Here is a 16,407-nt window from a genome sequence, read left to right on the forward strand (position 1 = left end):
CCGCCGATGTCGGGCAGCGTCGGCTCGTCCATCTTCACCTTCACGAGCCCACCGTTGTTCGGCGGCGTGAACGGCCCGCCGATGTCGGGCAGCGACGGCTCGTCCATCTTCACCTTCACCCGGCCGTCGAAGAACTTGGGCAGCGCCTTCTCGAGTCCCTCCGGGGCCTTGATGTTCGGAGGCGTGAGCGGGCCATCGAAGCCAGGCAGCGACGGCTCATCCGCCTTGACCTTCACCCGGCCGTCCATGAACTTGGGCAGCGCCTTCTCGAGTCCCTCCGGGGCCTTGATGTTCGGAGGGGTGAGCGGGCCATCGAAGCCAGGCAGCGACGGCTCATCCGCCTTGGCCTTCACCCGGCCGTCGAAGAACTTGGGCAGCGTCTTCTCATGCCCCTGCGGGGACCCGACGAAGCGGTCCGCCAGCTCGCGGGCCTTGGGCGTCAGCTTCACCTTCTCGAAGACATCGCGCAGCTGCTCGTGCTGGTGAGGGGTGAGCGAGCTGGCATCCGCGCCCTTGAGCGCCTTCTGGAGGGTGGGCGCTCCCACCTGCTTGCCACCGCGGGTGGCCTCCTTCAGTCGGGTCTCGAGCGAGGAAACGAATTGGGTCGGCGATTTGATAGGGCGCATGTGGGCTCCGTTGAGAGTTATCGCCTCCCCCCATGCGGAAGTTGCTCGTTTCTATGAAGTCGAGAGGGTTTCAGGGACGAATTGAAACCCTGCCCCCCGGCGACGGGGAGGGGCGGCACTGGCCCCCCCTCCCACATCGGCCCCAGCAACCGCCTGCTAGCCCCGGTGCTTCGCGATGAGGGCGCTCGCCGCCCTCGGGTTGCCCTGGCACTCGAGCAGGGCGCGGAGCATCAGCGGGACGACGATGGTGGCGTCCGACTCGATGACGAACATCGACGTCATCTCGGTCAGCTTGTCCCACGTGATCTTCTCGTTGGGCGTCGCGCCCGAATACGAGCCGTAGGACGTCGTCGAGTCGCTGATCTGGCAGAAGTACGCCCACGGCTTCACGGGCTTCTGCAGGTCGTACTTGATGGACGGGACGACGCAGATGGGGAAGTCACCGGCGATGCCGCCGCCAATCTGGAAGAAGCCCAAGCCCTGGCCCATGGAGACCTCCTCGTAGCGGTCATAGAAGTCCGCCATGCACTCGATGCCGGACTTGACGATGCTCGGTCCGCCGCGCTCACCATGTCCTGGAGCTCACACGCCAGCTCGTGCCGCGCAATCGCCCTCTCCGTGGACACGCTGCTTCGCCCCGATGCCCGCGTCCGGTACGGCGGATTGCGCAGCACGTGCGCGAAGCTGCCTGCCGCCAACTGCGCCCCTACCCTGCGCAGGTCCCCATGCACCAGGGGCACTTCGCGCTCACAGCGGTTGAGGTACACGCTCCGCTCGGCCAGGGAGAACAGGCGCGCCTGAAGCTCCAGCGCGGTGATGTCCTTGCGTCCCAGCTTGCGCGCGAGCACCAGGGGGATGATTCCGCAGCCCGTGCCCAGGTCCATCAGTCGGCCCCGCTGCGCCGCGCCTTCGTCCATGGCGAAGTGCGCCAGCAGCAGTGGGTCCAACGTGAAGCGGTATCCCTGACGGCGTTGCAGCACCCGGCCCCCCCGCCGCAAATCGAGTCCAGCGTCACCCCCAGCCCTGGCTGGAGTTCGAGCGGAACACGCCGGAGAAGAGCCTCTGGCCGAGTTTGGCGCAGGACCCTCACGCCAACGGGTCAGCCTTCCCGGTCCAGGTAGAGCAGCCCCGCCGGCGGCAGCGGTTCGACCCGAAGCGTGCTGGGTGGCAGCGTCGCCTGTGCCTCCATCACCGCGCGTACCTCCCACAGCGGCGGCGGATTGAGGGCGAAGCCCGCCTGGAACATCCCTGACTCCACACCCTGCACCAGCGACTCCAGCCCCTGCACCGGGAACACCTGTGAGTGCCCCGGCGCCTCCGGGTCCTTGATGCCCAGCACGGTCCGCAGCACCAGCGCGTTGAGCAACGCCAGATCCAGGCTCCGCAGCGTGGGATTGCGCGGCGCCCCCTTCAGGTGCGCCAGGTCCAACCCCTGACGGAACCGGAGGATGCGGCCTCGCCCTCCCGGCAACACCAACAGCACCGCGTGGTGCCCGGTGATGAGCGTCGCCAGTCGCTCTCGCGCCACCGCAAGACCGCGCGGCGTATTCAGGGGCTCATCCAGTTCGTAGACGCGCGCATACGCCGTCACCAGCGTGAGGAACGTCTCCTCCTTGAAGGTCTCCACGCCCTTGAGCGCGCGGTGGATGGGCAGCAGTTCCAGCCCCGGGTCGGACAGGGGAACGACGGCCGCCAGCGTCGGGCCGCGCTCGTCCAGCGCCGCCAACGGCCGCATGGGCGCTTCATCCAGCACAGCCTGGAGCCGCTTCGACACGGGGGAAGGCTCGATGCGCCGCAGCGACAGGGTGTTCTGTCCGTAGCGCCCTTCCCACACGACGATGGCGCGCGCAGAAGCCTCTGCGAGCAGTCCGCGCAGCACGCCATGGTCATCCGCGGTCAGCGTGACAGCGGGCTCCGCTTCCCAGGCCCTGGGCCGGTACGGGTCATGCTCCAGCGAGGCGCCCGCATCCGGATTCAGGGCACACAGGAGGAAGCGCACCGGCGGGCCGCCGAGCTTGCCAGCGGGTCCCTGCACCTCCACCAGGTACATCGCGGGGCGTGTGTCCCGCAGCAGCGCGCCCGAGTCCCGCAGGCGCCGCAGCTCCGCCGTGGGATTGGCCGCCTCCAGGAGGGGGCGAACGTGTGACGGCTGGGGCACCGCATTGCCACGCGGCACGTAGCCGCTGGGCTCCAGCGAGGAATCCAGCGAGCCAAGAAGGGCCGAAAATGGATTGACGCGCGCCATGTCGGGGGGAAGGTGGTGCCTCCTGCCCCGCCGTGCCATGGCGCGCGCCTGGTTGCCCTAGGCCGCGTCTACCACCAGACGTTCGTGTACGGCCGGTCCTTCGCTGAGCGGCCAGCCATCTTCAGGGCGGAGCGGTCCACGCTCTCCTCCCACAGCAGGCTCACCGTGGTGATGGCCCCCGCCGAACCAAGGAACGACAGGACGTACGGCGTGGACTGATCGAAACCACCCAGCACCACGCCGGAGAGGAGCAGCACCACCGCGCCCACGCCGCCGCCGAAGATGTTGGCTCGGACGATTTGGGACGGCGTCGGGTTGTAACGCATGGTGGCCAGCGCCAGCGCGCCCGCGCCGATGCCCGGCGCCAGCAGCAGCGTGTCCCGCCACGTCTTGCCGGACACGGGCGTCCCGGAGAAGTGGATGATGGCCAACAGCAGCGCCGCGTAGGCCGCGCCCCAGCCCGCACCGGACGAAATCAGCAAGCCGTCATTGAGCGGAAGCTGGCCGCCGCCAATGCCCGCCGTGAGCCACGCGCCCAACTCCGCGCCCAGGAAGGCGGACCACGTCAGGACGCCCGCGTCCTGCGTGAAGAGGTCCATCAGGCCCGCGGTGAACATGCCGCCCACCACCGAGTTGGCGATGCCGAAGGTGGCCATGGGGCGGTCCACCCAGTTGTTGAACTGCCACCACGACGAGGCACCGAAGCCCAGACCCGCGCCGATGAGCGTGCCCGCGAGCATCGCCTCACGCGAGCTCTTGTCGAAGTTGAAGTCGCTGGCGAACGCCTGCGTGAAGAAGCCACCCAGCGCGCCCAGCGTCGTGTGGTGCACGATGAAGGTGAAGCTGCCCGGACCGGAGAGGAACGGCCCCTGGCGCGGCCTGCCGTCCAGCATCACCCCGGTGTCCTCGATGGGAGGCACGCCCCGCTTCGCCGTGGCCCGGTCGTCCGGCGTCAGCGGCGACTGCGGCTTCGTCCGCAGCGAGTCCGGATCCGGAGGCAGCGTGGGCGCGTCGCTCGCCGTCGCGGTGTCACCCGGGTAGCGAGCCGGGTCCTGCGCATCCGAAGGGGGATAGGCGTTCTGCGCCGGGGGGTAGCTCTGCTGCGGCTGCGGCTGCGCATACGGGTCCACCGGCTGCGGCGGCTGCGCGTACGGGTCCGAGGGCTGCGTGGACTGTGGCGGTTGCGCATATGGATCCGCTGACGGCTGCTGCGGCTGCGGCTGCGCATACGGGTCCACCGGCTGCTGCGGCTGCGCATACGGGTCCGCGGGCTGCGCGGACGCCGGCGGCTGCGCGTATGGGTCCGCAGGTTGCTGCGTCTGCGTCGGCTGCGCATACGGGTCCGCGGGCTGCTGCGGCGCCGTCTGGCGATACGTGGGCTGCGGAGGGGCCGCATAACCCGCGGGGGCAGACGGAGGCTGCGCAGACCCCGGGGATGGATAGGTTCCGCCAGCCTGCGCCTTCGCGGGCTCCGGAATGACCAGCGCGAGAGCGAGGGCGGTGATGGGGAGATAGCTCCAGCTTCTCAATGATGACACGCAAGGACTCCTTCGGTCCGGCCGGACGGCAGAAAACCACAACCTGTCCTCGGGTGCCGGAAATTGGAGCGCCGTCCGACCCTCCCTGTCCCCTCGTTCACAGCCACGCACTTCTTTTCCTCCGCGACGCGAATGCGGCTCGCGTATCAGTGAGGCCCCATGCCTGAAGGCTTCTCGTGGTCCGAACTCGGCGTCGATTCGGCGCGCGTGCAGGTGGTGAAGGACCTCCCCCTTCCTTCCGGCCGCCGCGACTTCGTCCTCTACTGGTGCATGGTCAACCATCGCGCCGAACAGAACCACGCGCTGGATGCCGCCATCGGTCTGGGCAACCACCTGCGCCTGCCCGTCGTCGTCTACCAGGCCATCCGTCCGGACTACCCCCATGCCTCCGACAGGCTCCACGCCTGGGCCCTGGAGGGGATGATGGACATGGCCACCGGCTGCGCCGCGCGCGGGCTGCCCTACTGGCTGGAGCTGCCCCGGACCTCGAAGGAGCACCGTCCCCGGCTGGCCCAGCTCGGCCGGCGCGCCGCCGCCATCGTGTCGGACCTGTTCCCCACGTACATCATTCCGGGCCACCTGCGTGGCGCCGCCAAGGCCCTGGACGTGCCGCTGTTCGCCGTGGATGCCTCCTGCGTGGTGCCCATGCAGCGCATCGCCACGCGGCAGATTGGCGCCTATACCTTGCGGCCCAAGCTGAAGAAGCTGTGGCCGGAGTACCTGGACCGCGCCGTGCCCAACCGCGCGGTGAAGGCCGCCGCGGCCGGACGCAAGCTGGAGCCGGACTTCGCCACGTCGGACGCACGCGAGGCCCGCGAGTCCTTGGACGCCTTCGACTTCGACCATTCGGTGGCGCCCATCCAGGAGCGCGGAGGACGAAAGGCGGGCCTCGAGGCGCTCCAGGCCTTCGTGCACCAACGGTTGGAGGGCTATGACGAAGGCCGCAACGACCCGGGCCTGGCGCGGCAGTCCAACCTGTCCCCCTTCTTCCACTGGGGCAACCTCTTCGCGGGAGAGGCCGCGCGCGCCGCCATCCGCGCACGCGGCGCGCAGGATGCTTCCGTGCAGGGCTTCCTGGAGGAGCTGCTCGTCCGCCGTGAGCTGGGCTTCAACTACTGCTTCCACACGCCGGGGCCGCAGCAGCTCTCCGTGGCCTCCCTGCCTCCGTGGGCAAAGGAGACGCTCACCCGCCACCAGAAGGACGCGCGCGAGCACCGCTATTCGTTGAAGCAACTGGAGACAGCACGGACCGCGGACGGCTTGTGGAACGCGGCCCAGCGAGAGCTGGTGGAGCGTGGCCGCATCCACAACTACCTGCGCATGCTGTGGGGGAAGAAAATCCTGGAGTGGACTCCCTCCCCCCAGGAAGCGCTGCGACGCATCGCGTTCCTCAACGACAAGTACGCGGTGGATGGCAGGGACCCCGCGAGCGTCGCCAACTTCATGTGGGTGCTGGGACTGCATGACCGCCCCTTCCAGGAGCGGCCGGTGCTGGGCAAGGTGCGGCCCATGAGCTCCCTGCGCACGGCGGCCAAGTACAACCTGGCCCCCTACCTGGAGCGCTGGGGCCGCCCGGAGGACCCACCGGTGAAGCTCAAGCGCGTCCGCAAGACGGCAGGCCCGTGAGCAAGCCTGTTGACATCCGCGCGCCCAAAAGTGACACGGCGGTTCCATTCCCGCTCGGGCACGGATAAACGCACGAAGCGGGACACCGAGATCAGGAGCCAGCCATGGGAATGATGAAGTTCGATATCCCCCACTCCCTCCCCAAGGAGGAGGTCAAGCAGCGCGTCGATCAGCTGCTCCAGTACTGGGGCGGCAAGTACGGCGTGAAGGCGGACTGGCAGGGGGAAGGCGCGAAAATCGTCGGCAAGGTGATGGGCATCCAGATGGACGCCTCGTTCGTCATCACCGACAAGGCCGTCGAGGGTGAGGGCACCGACCCTGGCATGCTGCTGCGCGGCCAGGCCAAGAGCTACCTGCAGAAGAAGTTCGGCTCCGTGCTCGACCCGAACAAGAGCCTGGACCAGGTGAAGAGCAGCCTGGACTGACGTGAAGCACGGGACGCGGCCCCTGCCTCAGCGCAGGGGCTGTTCCTCCAACGCGGCCAGGGCGTAACGCGCCGCGCGAGAGATGGCATCCGCCGAGTCCGGCATCTCCGGGTAGTGCCCCGCGAGGGGACGCTGCGGGAAGCGAAGCTGGGCAATGGCGTTGCGGTAGCTGCGGCGGGCCGCCTCATGGTCCTGCGTGCGCTCGTGCACCTGCGCCAGCAGGTAGTGGCCAATGGCCAGCGTGGGCTCCAGGAACAGGGCCTTGCCCAGCTCGGAGCGCGCCTCGCTCAACTCCCCTGCTTGCAACGCTGCGACCCCGCCGAACACCCGCGCCTCCACGCACAGCGGCTCGCGCTGAATGGCCTGCGCGAAGGCCTCGCGCGCCTCGGGGATGCGGCCGGTGAGCGAGAACAGGTTGCCCAGCGTCAGCAGCCCATCCAGGTCACTGGGCTCGTCCGCGAGCAGCCGCTGCACGCCAGCGATGGCCGCCGAGAAATCCCCCTGCGCCATCTTCCGCACCGCCATGGCCAGTCGCTCCGCCGGAGGCAGCAGCGTGGGCCAGGCGGGCACCTCCACGGTGGGCGCGCGGGGCGTGGTGGCCACGGCCGGAAGCTCGGTGGTGATGCGCGGACGGGCGGAGTCCCCGCTCCCCACCGTGGGCAGCTCCGCGGTGACACGCGAGCGCGCGACGCTGGGAGGTAGCGGCGCGGCGATGGCCGGCAGCGGCGAGTGAGGCGACACCGCGGGCAGCCGCCCCGGCACCACGGAACGCGGACTGGAAGAGGCCCCCAGCGCCGGCAGCGTCACGCTGGGCGAGCCAGGCGCCGCCACCGAGGACGCGGACACCGCGGGCAGCCGCGTCGTCAACGGGACGTCCTCGGGCAGCATCCGCTTGCGCAGGTCCGCGGTGAACGCGTCCGCGGGCACGGGCCTGCGCGCGGCGACCTCGGGCTCGCCAGGATACGGGGTGATGCGCAGCGGCGGCGCCCGCATGCTCTTGTCGTTCAGCGGGCGGCGGTACACGAACGCCCCATCGACTTCGATCATCTCGAAGCGGTCGTAGACCTTGAAGAGGCTCTCCGAGTACCCCAGGAACAACAACCCGCCCGGCCGCAGCGCGGCGAGGAAGCGGTCCATCAACCCGCGGATGGTGGGCAGGTCGAAGTAGATGATGACGTTGCGGCAGAGGATGAGGTCCAGCGACGACAGGGCCACCTTGTCGAAGACGGGAACCGCCAGGTTCTGTCCATCGAAGCGGATGTACTCGCGCAGCGCGGGCAGCGCCTCATAGCCCTCTTCCACGGGCTTGAAAAAGCGCGTCAGCCGCGTCTGGTTGATGCTGATGGCCCGACGCGAGGTGAAGCGCCCCTGCTTCGCGGCCTCCACCGCGGCCAGGTTGAGGTCGGTGGCCCACAGGTCCACCTCCAGCGACAGCGCGCCCAGCTCCGCCAGCACCATGGCCAGGCTGTAGGGCTCTTCACCCGTCGCGCAGCCCGCGGACCAGATGGACACCTTGCGCATCTCGCGCCGCGAACGGGACACCAGTTCCGGCAGCACGCTCTTCTCCAGCGCGCGGAACTGCTTCGCGTCGCGGAAGAACTCCGTGTGCCCCACCGGCACCAGCGGCAACAGCGAGCGCAGCTCCTCTTCGCCACCGGCGCCCGTCAGGCGCTGGATGTAGTGCTCGGGCTCTTCCAGGCCCAGCACGGGCATCCGCGCGGACAGCGCCAGCCGGAGGCTGTGGAAGCCATCCGGCGTGATTTTCAGTCCCGCGCGCTCCAGCAGCAGCGCGGCGAGTTGCTGCAAGACTTTCTGGCTCGCCGTCAACACACATCCACCCACTGCATCAGCGCCGCGCCAATCCGGCTCAGTGGCAGCACTTCGTGCGCCGCGCCCATCAACACCGCCTCGCGCGGCATGCCCCAGACGACGCTCGACGCCTCGTCCTGGGCAATGGTCCGACCGCCGCGCTCTCGAATCTCCTTCAACCCTCGCGCCCCATCGCGCCCCATGCCCGTCAGGATGACCCCGATGCAGCGCGGGCCAAACGACTCACCCGCGGAAGTCAGCAGCATGTCACAGGACGGCCGGAAACCGCGAAGCGCGGGGCCCGCGTCCAGCTCCAACCTGCCCTCGGGTCTGACCAAGAGGTGACTGCCCGACGGAGCGATGTACACCGTGCCCGGCGCCATGAGCACGTCATGTTCGGCCTCCAGCACGCGCAGCGCCGTTTCGTTGGCCAGCCAGTGCGCCAGCCCTTCCGTGAAGCCGTCGCTGATGTGCTGGCAGTAGGCGATGGGCGCCGGGAAGGCGCGCGGAATCATCCGCAGCACCTGCGCCACCGCCTTGGGGCCGCCCAGGGACGCGGCGATGGCTACCAGCGGATACGGAGGAGGCGGCTTCGCCTCACGCGCCGCTTGCGGTGGCGGCCGCGTCTGCACCTGCCGCACCGCCTTCACCTGCGCCAGCAGCACCAGCTTGCGTGACACGTGCGCCCAGAACTCGGGCCCGGGGTTCGCCGGACGCTCCAGCACGTCCAGCGCGCCCGCCACCATCGCCTGGAAGGCCTCCTGGCCGGACAACACGCCGGGGTGCAACGCCAGCACCGGCACGGGCCGCTCCACCATGACGTGCTCGATGGCGGGCAGCGCGTCCAGCGCGCTCAGGTCCACCAGCACCACGTCCGGGAAGTGCCGCTGCACGGCCACCAGGGCGCCGGCGAAGTCCACCTCCGCCGGCCCCACGGGCACCAGGGATTCCCCATCGAACAGGCCCCGGGCCGCGAGCGCACGCAGCCCCTTGCCCACCATGAGCACCCGAAACGCCATACCTGCGACTGCCGCGCCACCGCCCAAGCCTGGCTCCTCAGGTCAGCCGGTCGATGGCCTGCGCGAGAACCTCCACGCCCAGCTCGCCCTTGACGAGGTACGCGTCCGCACCGGCATCCAACCCGCGCCGCTTGTCCTCGGGCGAGGCGAGCGACGACAGGATGATGACCGGAATGCGAGCCACCGCGGGCGTCGACTTGAGCCGCCGCGCCAGCGAGAACCCGTCCAGCTTGGGCATCTGCACGTCCGTGAGGATGAGGTCGTAGGTGTTGTTCTGCACCTTCACGTAGGCCTCTTCGCCGTCCTGGGCTTCCTCCACCGAGTGCCCCAGCGCCTTCACCAGCGCCCCTTCCGTGGCGCGGGCAATGGGCGAGTCGTCCACCAGCAGCACCCGGAGGCGCTTGGCGGCGGGGGCCTGGGTGACGGGGCGGGCCATCCGGCGCACCTCCGCCATGATGTCCGGGACATGGAGCAGCACGGCGATGCGCCCGTCCTCCAGCGCCGCGGTGCCGGCGATGAAGGGCGCGGCCTTGAGGAACTCGCCGCCGCAAGGCTTCACGGCCACTTCGCGCTCGTCCACGAAGCCGTCCACCACCAGCGCCGCGTGGTCCTCGCCGTGACGCACCACCACCGCGGGGGGCTTGTCGAAGCGATTGCCGCCGTTGAGGCCCAACAGCGGCCCCAACGCCACCAGCGCCGTGGGCTTGCCACGGTGCCGCACAGCCAGCGTGCCGAAGATCTCCAGCCGGTCATCCGGCTTGACGCGCATGACGGCTTCCACGTCCGCGGCGGGCATGCCGTAGACGTCGTCCCCCAGGCGCACCAGCAGCACCTTCATCAACGCCAGCGACTGCGGCAGACGCAGGGTGATGGTGGAGCCACGACCGATGCGGCTGCTCACGCCCACCGAGCCGCCCAGCGTCTCCACCTTGCGCTTCACCACGTCCATTCCCACGCCACGGCCAGACAGCTCGCTGACCTGGTCGCGGGTGGAGAAACCGGGGCGGAAGATGAGCTCGATGGCCTCGCGCTCCGACAGCGCAGCGGCCTGCACCGCGTTGATGAGGCGCTTGGAGATGGCCGCCTGACGCAGCCGCTCCGGGTCGATGCCGCGGCCGTCGTCCTCCACTTCGATGTGGAGCATGTCGCCGTCCACGCGCACGCGGATGCGGATGCGGCCGTTGAGCGGCTTGCCCAGCTGCTGGCGCGTGTCCGGGGACTCCACGCCGTGGTCCACCGAGTTGCGCAGCAAGTGCACCAGCGCGTCGCGCACGTCGCCCAGCATGGACCGGTCCACGCCGATGTCGGCGTTCTCGATGACCAAGTCCACTTCCTTGCCCTGCGTGCGCGACATCTCGCGAACGGCGCGCGGGAAGGCGTCGAACACGGTGGACAGCGGCACCAGCCGGGCCTCGGCCACGTGGTCCGCCATCTTCGCCAGGTTGCCGTGCAGTGTGTTGATGCCGTCATCGTTGCGGCGCACGAAGCGGAACGCGTCGTCGCGCAGCATGTGGAGGTCGCTCTCCACGCGGTCCAGCTGCTCACGCAGCTCGTTCGAGATGTCGATTTCTTCCGCCAGCCGGAGGAAGCGGTCCCCCAGGCGGCTGAAGCGCTCGAACAACGCCTCCGTCTCCGAGCTGCGCAGCCGGCCGCGGGCGCTCTCCACCAGCAGGTCGCCCGCGAGCAACCCCAGCGCGTCGAGCACCTCCACGTTGACGCGGATGCTCCGGTCGGCCACCGCGGACTTCGCGGCGCTCGGGGCCTCCTCGTCACGGCCATGCCCGGCGGCCGGGTGAGGCGCGGATGCAGCGGCGTGCGCTCCCGGCTCGGCCACGGGGGCCTGCGGCGGGGGCGGTGCCACCGGAGCCTGCACCGGCGCGGGCGGCGCGGCGACGGCCGCCGGTGCCACCACGGGCGCGGCGACAGAGGCCGGCGGCGGTGCGGGAGGCGGCGCCACGGGCCGTGCGCCAGCGATGGCCGGCGGCGTCTGTCCGGAGACGTCCGCGAGCATGCGGACCATCTCCTCGCTGGCCGGGTTGCCCGTGTTGGCGCCGGACAGGTCTTCGTTGAGATCGGAGAGGACGTCGCACGCCCTGAGCAGGACGTCGGTGGCCACCTCGGTGGCCGTCTTGCCCTCGCGCTCTGCGCGCAGGACGTCCTCGGCGGCGTGCGCCAGCTGCCCGATGGCGGCCAGACCCAACATGCGGGCCTCGCCCTTCATCGTGTGCAGCTCGCGCGCGACGTCCTCCGCGGCCTGGTCCGCGGTCTCCTTCTCCAGGTCCAATACCCCCAGCTGAATCTTCTGGAGGCGGTCGGCGGTGACCTCCTGGAACTTCTTCAGGAGGGATTTCTTGAGAGCCTCGGTGTCCATGGCCGGCGTACGCCCCTCCCCTTCCAGGAAGCGCTAGTCGGCCTTGAACCGCTTGATGAGCTCGGCCAGCCGTCCGGCCAACTGCGTCAGCTCCGCGGCCGCGCCCGTGGCCTGCTTCGAGGCCTGCGTCGTCTGGCGCGTCACGTCCTCGATCTCCGCCATGGAGGCCACCACCTGCTCGGTGGCCGTGCGCTGCTGCTGCGTGGCGAGGTTGATGACGCGGGCCGCGTCGCTCGTCTCCTGGACGCCAGCGAGGATGCCTTCCACCGCCTGCGCCGCCACCGCGCCCAGCTTCTCACCGGACTCCGTGGCGGACTTGGACGCCTCGGCGGCGCCGGCCGCGGCGGCCGTGGCCTCGCGAATCTCGGTGATGAGGTTCTTGATCTCCTTGGTGGAGTCCAGGACGTTCTCCGCCAGACGCCGCATCTCCGCCGCGACGATGGAGAAGCCCTTGCCGGCCTCCCCCGCGCGGCTGCCTTCCAGCGCCGCGTTCAGCGCCAGCAGGTCGGAGCGGTCCGCGATCTCGTCGATGACCTCCACCACCGTGCCGATGCGCTCCACGCGCTTGGACAGCTTCGCGATGGAGTCCGCCACCGCGACGCCGTCGCTGCGGATCTGCTGCATGGCCTGGATGAACTCGCCAATGGCGCCCCGGCCCGCGCGCGCCGCGCCCAGCGTCTCTTCCGCCACGCGCGCCACGCTGCCCGCGTTCTCGGCGATCTGCGCCGACGCGTGCTTCAGCTCCTCCATGGTGGCGGTCGTCTCGTGGATGGCCGCCGCCTGCTCCGTGGAGGACGTCTCATGCTGCGTGGAGGCCGCCAGCACCTGGTTGGCGGACGAGGACAGCCTCAGGGCCGCCTCGTTGATCTCCCGCACGAAGGTGCGCAGCGTCTCGATGACCTTCCCGAAGCCCTCCAGCAGGGGCCCGAGCTGCGGGTCTTCGGTGGTGGTGTTCCACCGGGACAGATCGCCCTCGCGCACCAGGCCGATGAGCGCGTCCAACGCCTGGTCGATCTCCTGCGCCGCCACGTGCTTGCGGTGCTCGGAGGCCGCGAACTGGTCCAGCACCTGGTTGAGCAGGTGCGCCAGCTCCGCGCCGGACTCACCGACCAGCTCCTTGGGCACGCGGGCCTGCAGGTTGCCGGACAGCACCGTCAGCAGCGTGTCGGTGATGGCCTTGGTGGAGGAAGAGGTCGACGCCGCGTTCGTGGCGCCGGCCTTGGAGGCGGGGGCCTTCCGGGCGCGAGCCTTGCCAGCGGGCTTCTCGTTGGGGGTGTCCAGGGACATGTGTCTCAGTGCCTTCCTTGAGTCCTTGCGGTTTCGACCAGATCGATGAGCAACACGGTGCGGGCCTCTTCCAGGCACACACCGACTGCGTAGGCTGCGGCGCCGGCCGTGGGAGGCATCCGGCGCAAGGAATTGACGGGGATGGAGCGCACACCGTGCACGGCGTCCACCTTGAGGTGGGCTTCACCCGCCGGGGTGTCGAAGACGATGGCGCGGTTGCCCCGGTGAGGCAGGCCCAGCTCCGCCAGCGTGAGGTCCTCCGGCAGCGCGCGGTCGATGCGCAGCACCTGGGACGCATCCGTGCCGTAGAGCGTGGCGCCGATGTCGAAGAAGAGGAGGTCCACCTCTTCCTCCTTCTCATGGAAGGCGTCGTCGTTCACCGCGCCACCGCCCGCTGCCGCGCCGTCTGGAGCAGCTTGGAGAAGTTGAGGAGGTTGATGGCCTCCTGGTTGCCGCTGGCCTGCACCACGCCCAGCAGGTGCTCGGCCGCGGCGTCGCCGCCCAGGGGCGGTGGGAGGATGTCCGCCACGGGAATGCGGCGCAGCCCCAGCACCGTGTCCGCGACGACGCCGGCCACATAGCTGCCCGTGACGCCGACGAACAGGCGGGTGCGCGGGCCGATGCGGGCCTCTCCCTTGGAGAGGAAGCGCAGCAGGTCCAGCACCGGGAGCACCTCGCCCCGGTGGCCGGTGACGCCCATGATGAAGGACGGGGTCCGGGGCAAGGGCGTGAGCAGACCGGCCCGAAGCACTTCGAGCACGTTCTCACTGGGCACGCCCAGGCGGAGGTCGCCCACGCGGAAGCAGAAGAACTCCTGCTCCGGCCGGGCCTGGGCGGCCAAGGCGCGGTCCGGAGCCATCCGGAGTGCTCGCTGGAGGGGAGTCGAGGTCGTGGTCAAGGCGCCAAAGTATCCGGAGGCGATGAATAGCGGTCAAGAGGACCTGACGACCAGCCCGCCTGGTCGCCGTTTCGATGGTCCGCGCTGCACCAAAGGTGTAGGGTTCTACCGCGAAGCCCTTGAGGAGGACGATGTCGCGCGTACTGGTCATTGATGACAGCCCGATGCTGGTGGAGCTCACCGTCCGGGCGCTCACCGCCGCCGGCTACCAGGCGAGCGGCGCGCAGGACCTTGCCAGCCTCGAGCAGAAGCTCGCCGAGGGGCCGTTCTCGCTCATCCTCATGGACGTCAACATGCCGGAGATGTTCGGCGACGACGTCGTGGAGTACCTCCGCCGGCAGAAGAAGGTCACCGCGAAGCTGGTCCTCTATTCCGACATCTCCGAGGCGGAGCTGGACGGAAAGACGAAGGCTTCGGGGGCGGACGGCTACATCCTGAAGAGCGGTGGGCTCGAAGCCGTGCTCGGCGGGGTCATGGGTCTCATTGGCCCCCCCGCCCTGGGCATCCCCACCGCCGTGCCCGCCCCGGCTGCGGCCCCCGCGGCGGCGCCCACCCCGCCGGCTCCCGCGGCCCCTGTCCCCGCGGCGACGGGCGGCCTCAAACCCGCGCCCACCACGGGCGGGCGCAAGCCGCGCATCCTCATCGTGGATGACAGCGAGATGACGGCCCGCATCATCGAAGCGGACCTGGTGACCAAGGGCTTCGAGGTCCATGTCGCGGACACCGCCGACAAGGCCACGAAGATCATCCTCAAGAAGCAGACGCGTCCGGACCTGGTGCTGCTGGACGTGCGCATGCCCAACGTGAACGGCGAGCAGTTCTGCCGCTTCATCAAGAGCAACAGCCTCTTCAAGGGCATCAAGGTGCTGCTGTGCTCGGGTGAGAACGTCGAGGAGTTGCAGCGCATCTGCCGTGAGGCGGGCGCCGACGGCTACATCCCCAAGGACGCGGTGATGGGCAACCTGGTGGCCAAGGAGCTGATGCCCACCGGTAACGAGTAGTCCCCAGGGGCCGCGTCGCGGCCCCTCCTGGCGTGTGCCCCCCCGAGGCCGCGCCACCTGCCTCCCGAGGACGGAGCGCCCACCGGGCCTCCAATCTGACAGGGGAAGGAACGCCCTCCCCCGTCCCCCCAGGCGCTACCGGACCCCGGCCGCGTTCTCGCGCTCTTCCAGCCCGCGCGCGAAGTTGCCCACGATGAGCCCCGGGCGTGCCGCCTTCAGCCGCTGAAGCAGCGTGCGGATGCCCACCGGCTCTCCTCCCGCGCCGCGCTCGCGCGCCACTTCCAGGTACTGCAACGGGTCGATGCACAGCGAGCGCGTCTGAACCTGGTCCACGCGGTACTTCTTCACCAGCCGCTCCAGCGCCCGCACCTCGCCCTCGCGGTCGGTGACGCCGGGGAACAGCAGCAGGTTCAGCGCCAGGTACGCGCCGCGCTCACGCGCCAGGGCGATGGAGGCCTCCACGTCCTCCCAGCCGTACTTCACCGGCTTGTAGTAGGCCTCGTAGAGGTCCTTCACCGCCGAGTTGAGTGACACGCGGATGGCGTCCAGCCCCGCGTCGAAGAGGGCCTCCAGGCCGCGCGTGAGGCTGGCGTTGGTGTTGATGTTGATGGAGCCCGCCTGCGTGCGCGCCCGCATGTAGCGGATGGCCTCGGCAATCTGCTTCCAGCGCGTGAGCGGCTCGCCCTCGCAGCCCTGGCCGAAGCTCACCATGGTGCGGCCCGGCGCGTGCTCCAGGTGGAAGAGGCCAATCTGGCCCATCTCCTCGCCCGTGGGCCCGTCATCCATGCGCTCGTGCGACGCCGGTGGGCCGTCCGCCGGCTGGTCGGAGATGCAGCCCACGCAGCGCGCGTTGCACATGACGGACGCGGGGATGGCGGCCTCGTCACGCACGTAGAAGGTGTTCTGCGACGTGAAGCACCGATAGAGCATCGCGCACGTCTTGAGCTGCTTCAGCACCCGGTTGTCCGGGAAGCGCGCCATGTGCTTCGCCACCAGGTCCTTCATGTCCGGCGTGGAGAACCGCTCCGGGTCCCAGTGGGAGCGACGGTCGGTATGGATGGCCCACGCCACCGGCCCCTCACCCACCCAGGCCGCGGCGGTGTACGCCCACTGCGGCAGCACGGGGCCACTGCCCTTCACCTCGCCGGGGAGGAAGGTGCGCGTGTAGCCGGGGGGCAGCAGCGCGCCCACTGCGTTGGGGACAAACGTCTTGCCCCCCATCTTCATCTCCCGGACGAGCTCCAGCTCCCCTGTCTCCGGATGCAGGCCCACCGGGAGGCGCCCTGGCAGGTGGACGAGCCGCCCGGAGGACGGCAGCGGAATGGGCTTGTCCTGCGGAGGAACGAGCTCTTCGCCGCTGCGCAGCGTGGCGAGCAGGTACGGATGTTCCATCACCCGTCCCTTGGGGTCCGCGAATAGGAGCTTCGGAGCAGACGTCATGTCCCTGCTAACTAACACGAGCGGCGCACGCTTCATCACGCATCGCATCCAACGCCTCGCGTCATGTCTTCAGAGGTGTTTGACGCAAATGGCGCCCATGCCGGGCTGTCTGCCCGCGCCTT

General features: G+C 69.7%; 13 protein-coding genes and 2 pseudogenes. 3 read left to right on the forward strand and 12 right to left on the reverse strand.

Annotated elements, in window-relative coordinates; all coding sequences use genetic code 11:
- The 5 genes and pseudogenes from BLU09_RS16895 to BLU09_RS16915 form a co-directional block, all read right to left on the reverse strand.
- Positions 1–626: hypothetical protein (locus BLU09_RS16895; protein WP_244171786.1), on the reverse strand; the 626-nt coding region annotated here is incomplete at its 3' end.
- A 156-nt stretch (positions 627–782) separates the two neighbouring features.
- A pseudogene (locus BLU09_RS16900) lies at positions 783–1,178 on the reverse strand (deoxyhypusine synthase family protein); the annotation flags it as partial.
- Between the two features lie 134 nt (positions 1,179–1,312).
- A pseudogene (locus BLU09_RS39400) lies at positions 1,313–1,543 on the reverse strand (methyltransferase); the annotation flags it as partial.
- Between the two features lie 182 nt (positions 1,544–1,725).
- Complete coding sequence (locus BLU09_RS16910) at positions 1,726–2,871, reverse strand: DUF1015 family protein (RefSeq protein ID WP_167371102.1); 1,146 nt, start codon at positions 2,869–2,871, stop codon at positions 1,726–1,728.
- A 68-nt stretch (positions 2,872–2,939) separates the two neighbouring features.
- Complete coding sequence (locus BLU09_RS16915; protein ID WP_090490575.1) at positions 2,940–4,400, reverse strand: MFS transporter; 1,461 nt, start codon at positions 4,398–4,400, stop codon at positions 2,940–2,942.
- A gap of 168 nt (positions 4,401–4,568) precedes the next feature.
- Between BLU09_RS16915 and BLU09_RS16920 the strand changes: the two genes are divergently transcribed.
- Positions 4,569–6,035, forward strand: a complete 1,467-nt coding sequence (locus BLU09_RS16920) for a deoxyribodipyrimidine photo-lyase (protein WP_090490576.1) — start codon at positions 4,569–4,571, stop codon at positions 6,033–6,035.
- A 104-nt stretch (positions 6,036–6,139) separates the two neighbouring features.
- Positions 6,140–6,460, forward strand: a complete 321-nt coding sequence (locus tag BLU09_RS16925; RefSeq protein ID WP_090490577.1) for a polyhydroxyalkanoic acid system family protein — start codon at positions 6,140–6,142, stop codon at positions 6,458–6,460.
- 27 nt (positions 6,461–6,487) lie between these two features.
- Here the strand turns inward: BLU09_RS16925 and BLU09_RS16930 are convergent, their stop codons facing one another.
- Genes BLU09_RS16930 through BLU09_RS16955 form a run of 6 tightly spaced genes read right to left on the reverse strand, consistent with a single transcriptional unit; the run spans position 6,488 to position 13,805 of the window.
- Complete coding sequence (locus tag BLU09_RS16930) at positions 6,488–8,290, reverse strand: protein-glutamate O-methyltransferase (RefSeq protein WP_090490578.1); 1,803 nt, start codon at positions 8,288–8,290, stop codon at positions 6,488–6,490.
- Positions 8,284–9,288 (reverse strand): chemotaxis protein CheB, encoded by a 1,005-nt coding sequence (locus BLU09_RS16935; RefSeq protein ID WP_090490579.1) that lies wholly within the window; start codon positions 9,286–9,288, stop codon positions 8,284–8,286. Before BLU09_RS16935 ends, BLU09_RS16930 begins: the two co-directional genes overlap by 7 nt.
- 37 nt (positions 9,289–9,325) lie before the next feature.
- Positions 9,326–11,659, reverse strand: coding sequence for a hybrid sensor histidine kinase/response regulator (locus BLU09_RS16940; protein WP_090490580.1), 2,334 nt, complete (start codon positions 11,657–11,659; stop codon positions 9,326–9,328).
- A 33-nt stretch (positions 11,660–11,692) separates the two neighbouring features.
- The gene (locus BLU09_RS16945; RefSeq protein ID WP_090490581.1) at positions 11,693–12,946 is read right to left on the reverse strand and encodes a methyl-accepting chemotaxis protein; all 1,254 of its coding nucleotides are present in this window, start codon (positions 12,944–12,946) and stop codon (positions 11,693–11,695) included.
- A gap of 5 nt (positions 12,947–12,951) precedes the next feature.
- Positions 12,952–13,326 carry a Frizzy aggregation protein FrzB gene (locus tag BLU09_RS16950; RefSeq protein WP_090490582.1) on the reverse strand — a complete coding sequence of 125 codons (375 nt, stop codon included), beginning with the start codon at positions 13,324–13,326 and terminating at the stop codon, positions 12,952–12,954.
- Entirely contained in the window at positions 13,323–13,805 is a 483-nt protein-coding gene (locus BLU09_RS16955; protein WP_011554146.1) for a chemotaxis protein CheW, read from the reverse strand. The genes BLU09_RS16950 and BLU09_RS16955 overlap by 4 nt, the downstream gene beginning before the upstream one ends.
- A 170-nt stretch (positions 13,806–13,975) precedes the next feature.
- Here BLU09_RS16955 and BLU09_RS16960 point away from each other — a divergent pair, with 170 nt between their 5' ends.
- Complete coding sequence (locus BLU09_RS16960) at positions 13,976–14,845, forward strand: response regulator (protein WP_090490583.1); 870 nt, start codon at positions 13,976–13,978, stop codon at positions 14,843–14,845.
- A 135-nt stretch (positions 14,846–14,980) separates the two neighbouring features.
- Here BLU09_RS16960 and BLU09_RS16965 read toward each other — a convergent pair whose 3' ends face one another.
- The gene (locus BLU09_RS16965; protein ID WP_090490584.1) at positions 14,981–16,285 is read right to left on the reverse strand and encodes a radical SAM family protein; all 1,305 of its coding nucleotides are present in this window, start codon (positions 16,283–16,285) and stop codon (positions 14,981–14,983) included.
- Between the last annotated feature and the right edge of the window lie 122 nt (positions 16,286–16,407).

The organism is Myxococcus virescens (genome assembly GCF_900101905.1).
Taxonomy (GTDB): domain Bacteria; phylum Myxococcota; class Myxococcia; order Myxococcales; family Myxococcaceae; genus Myxococcus; species Myxococcus virescens.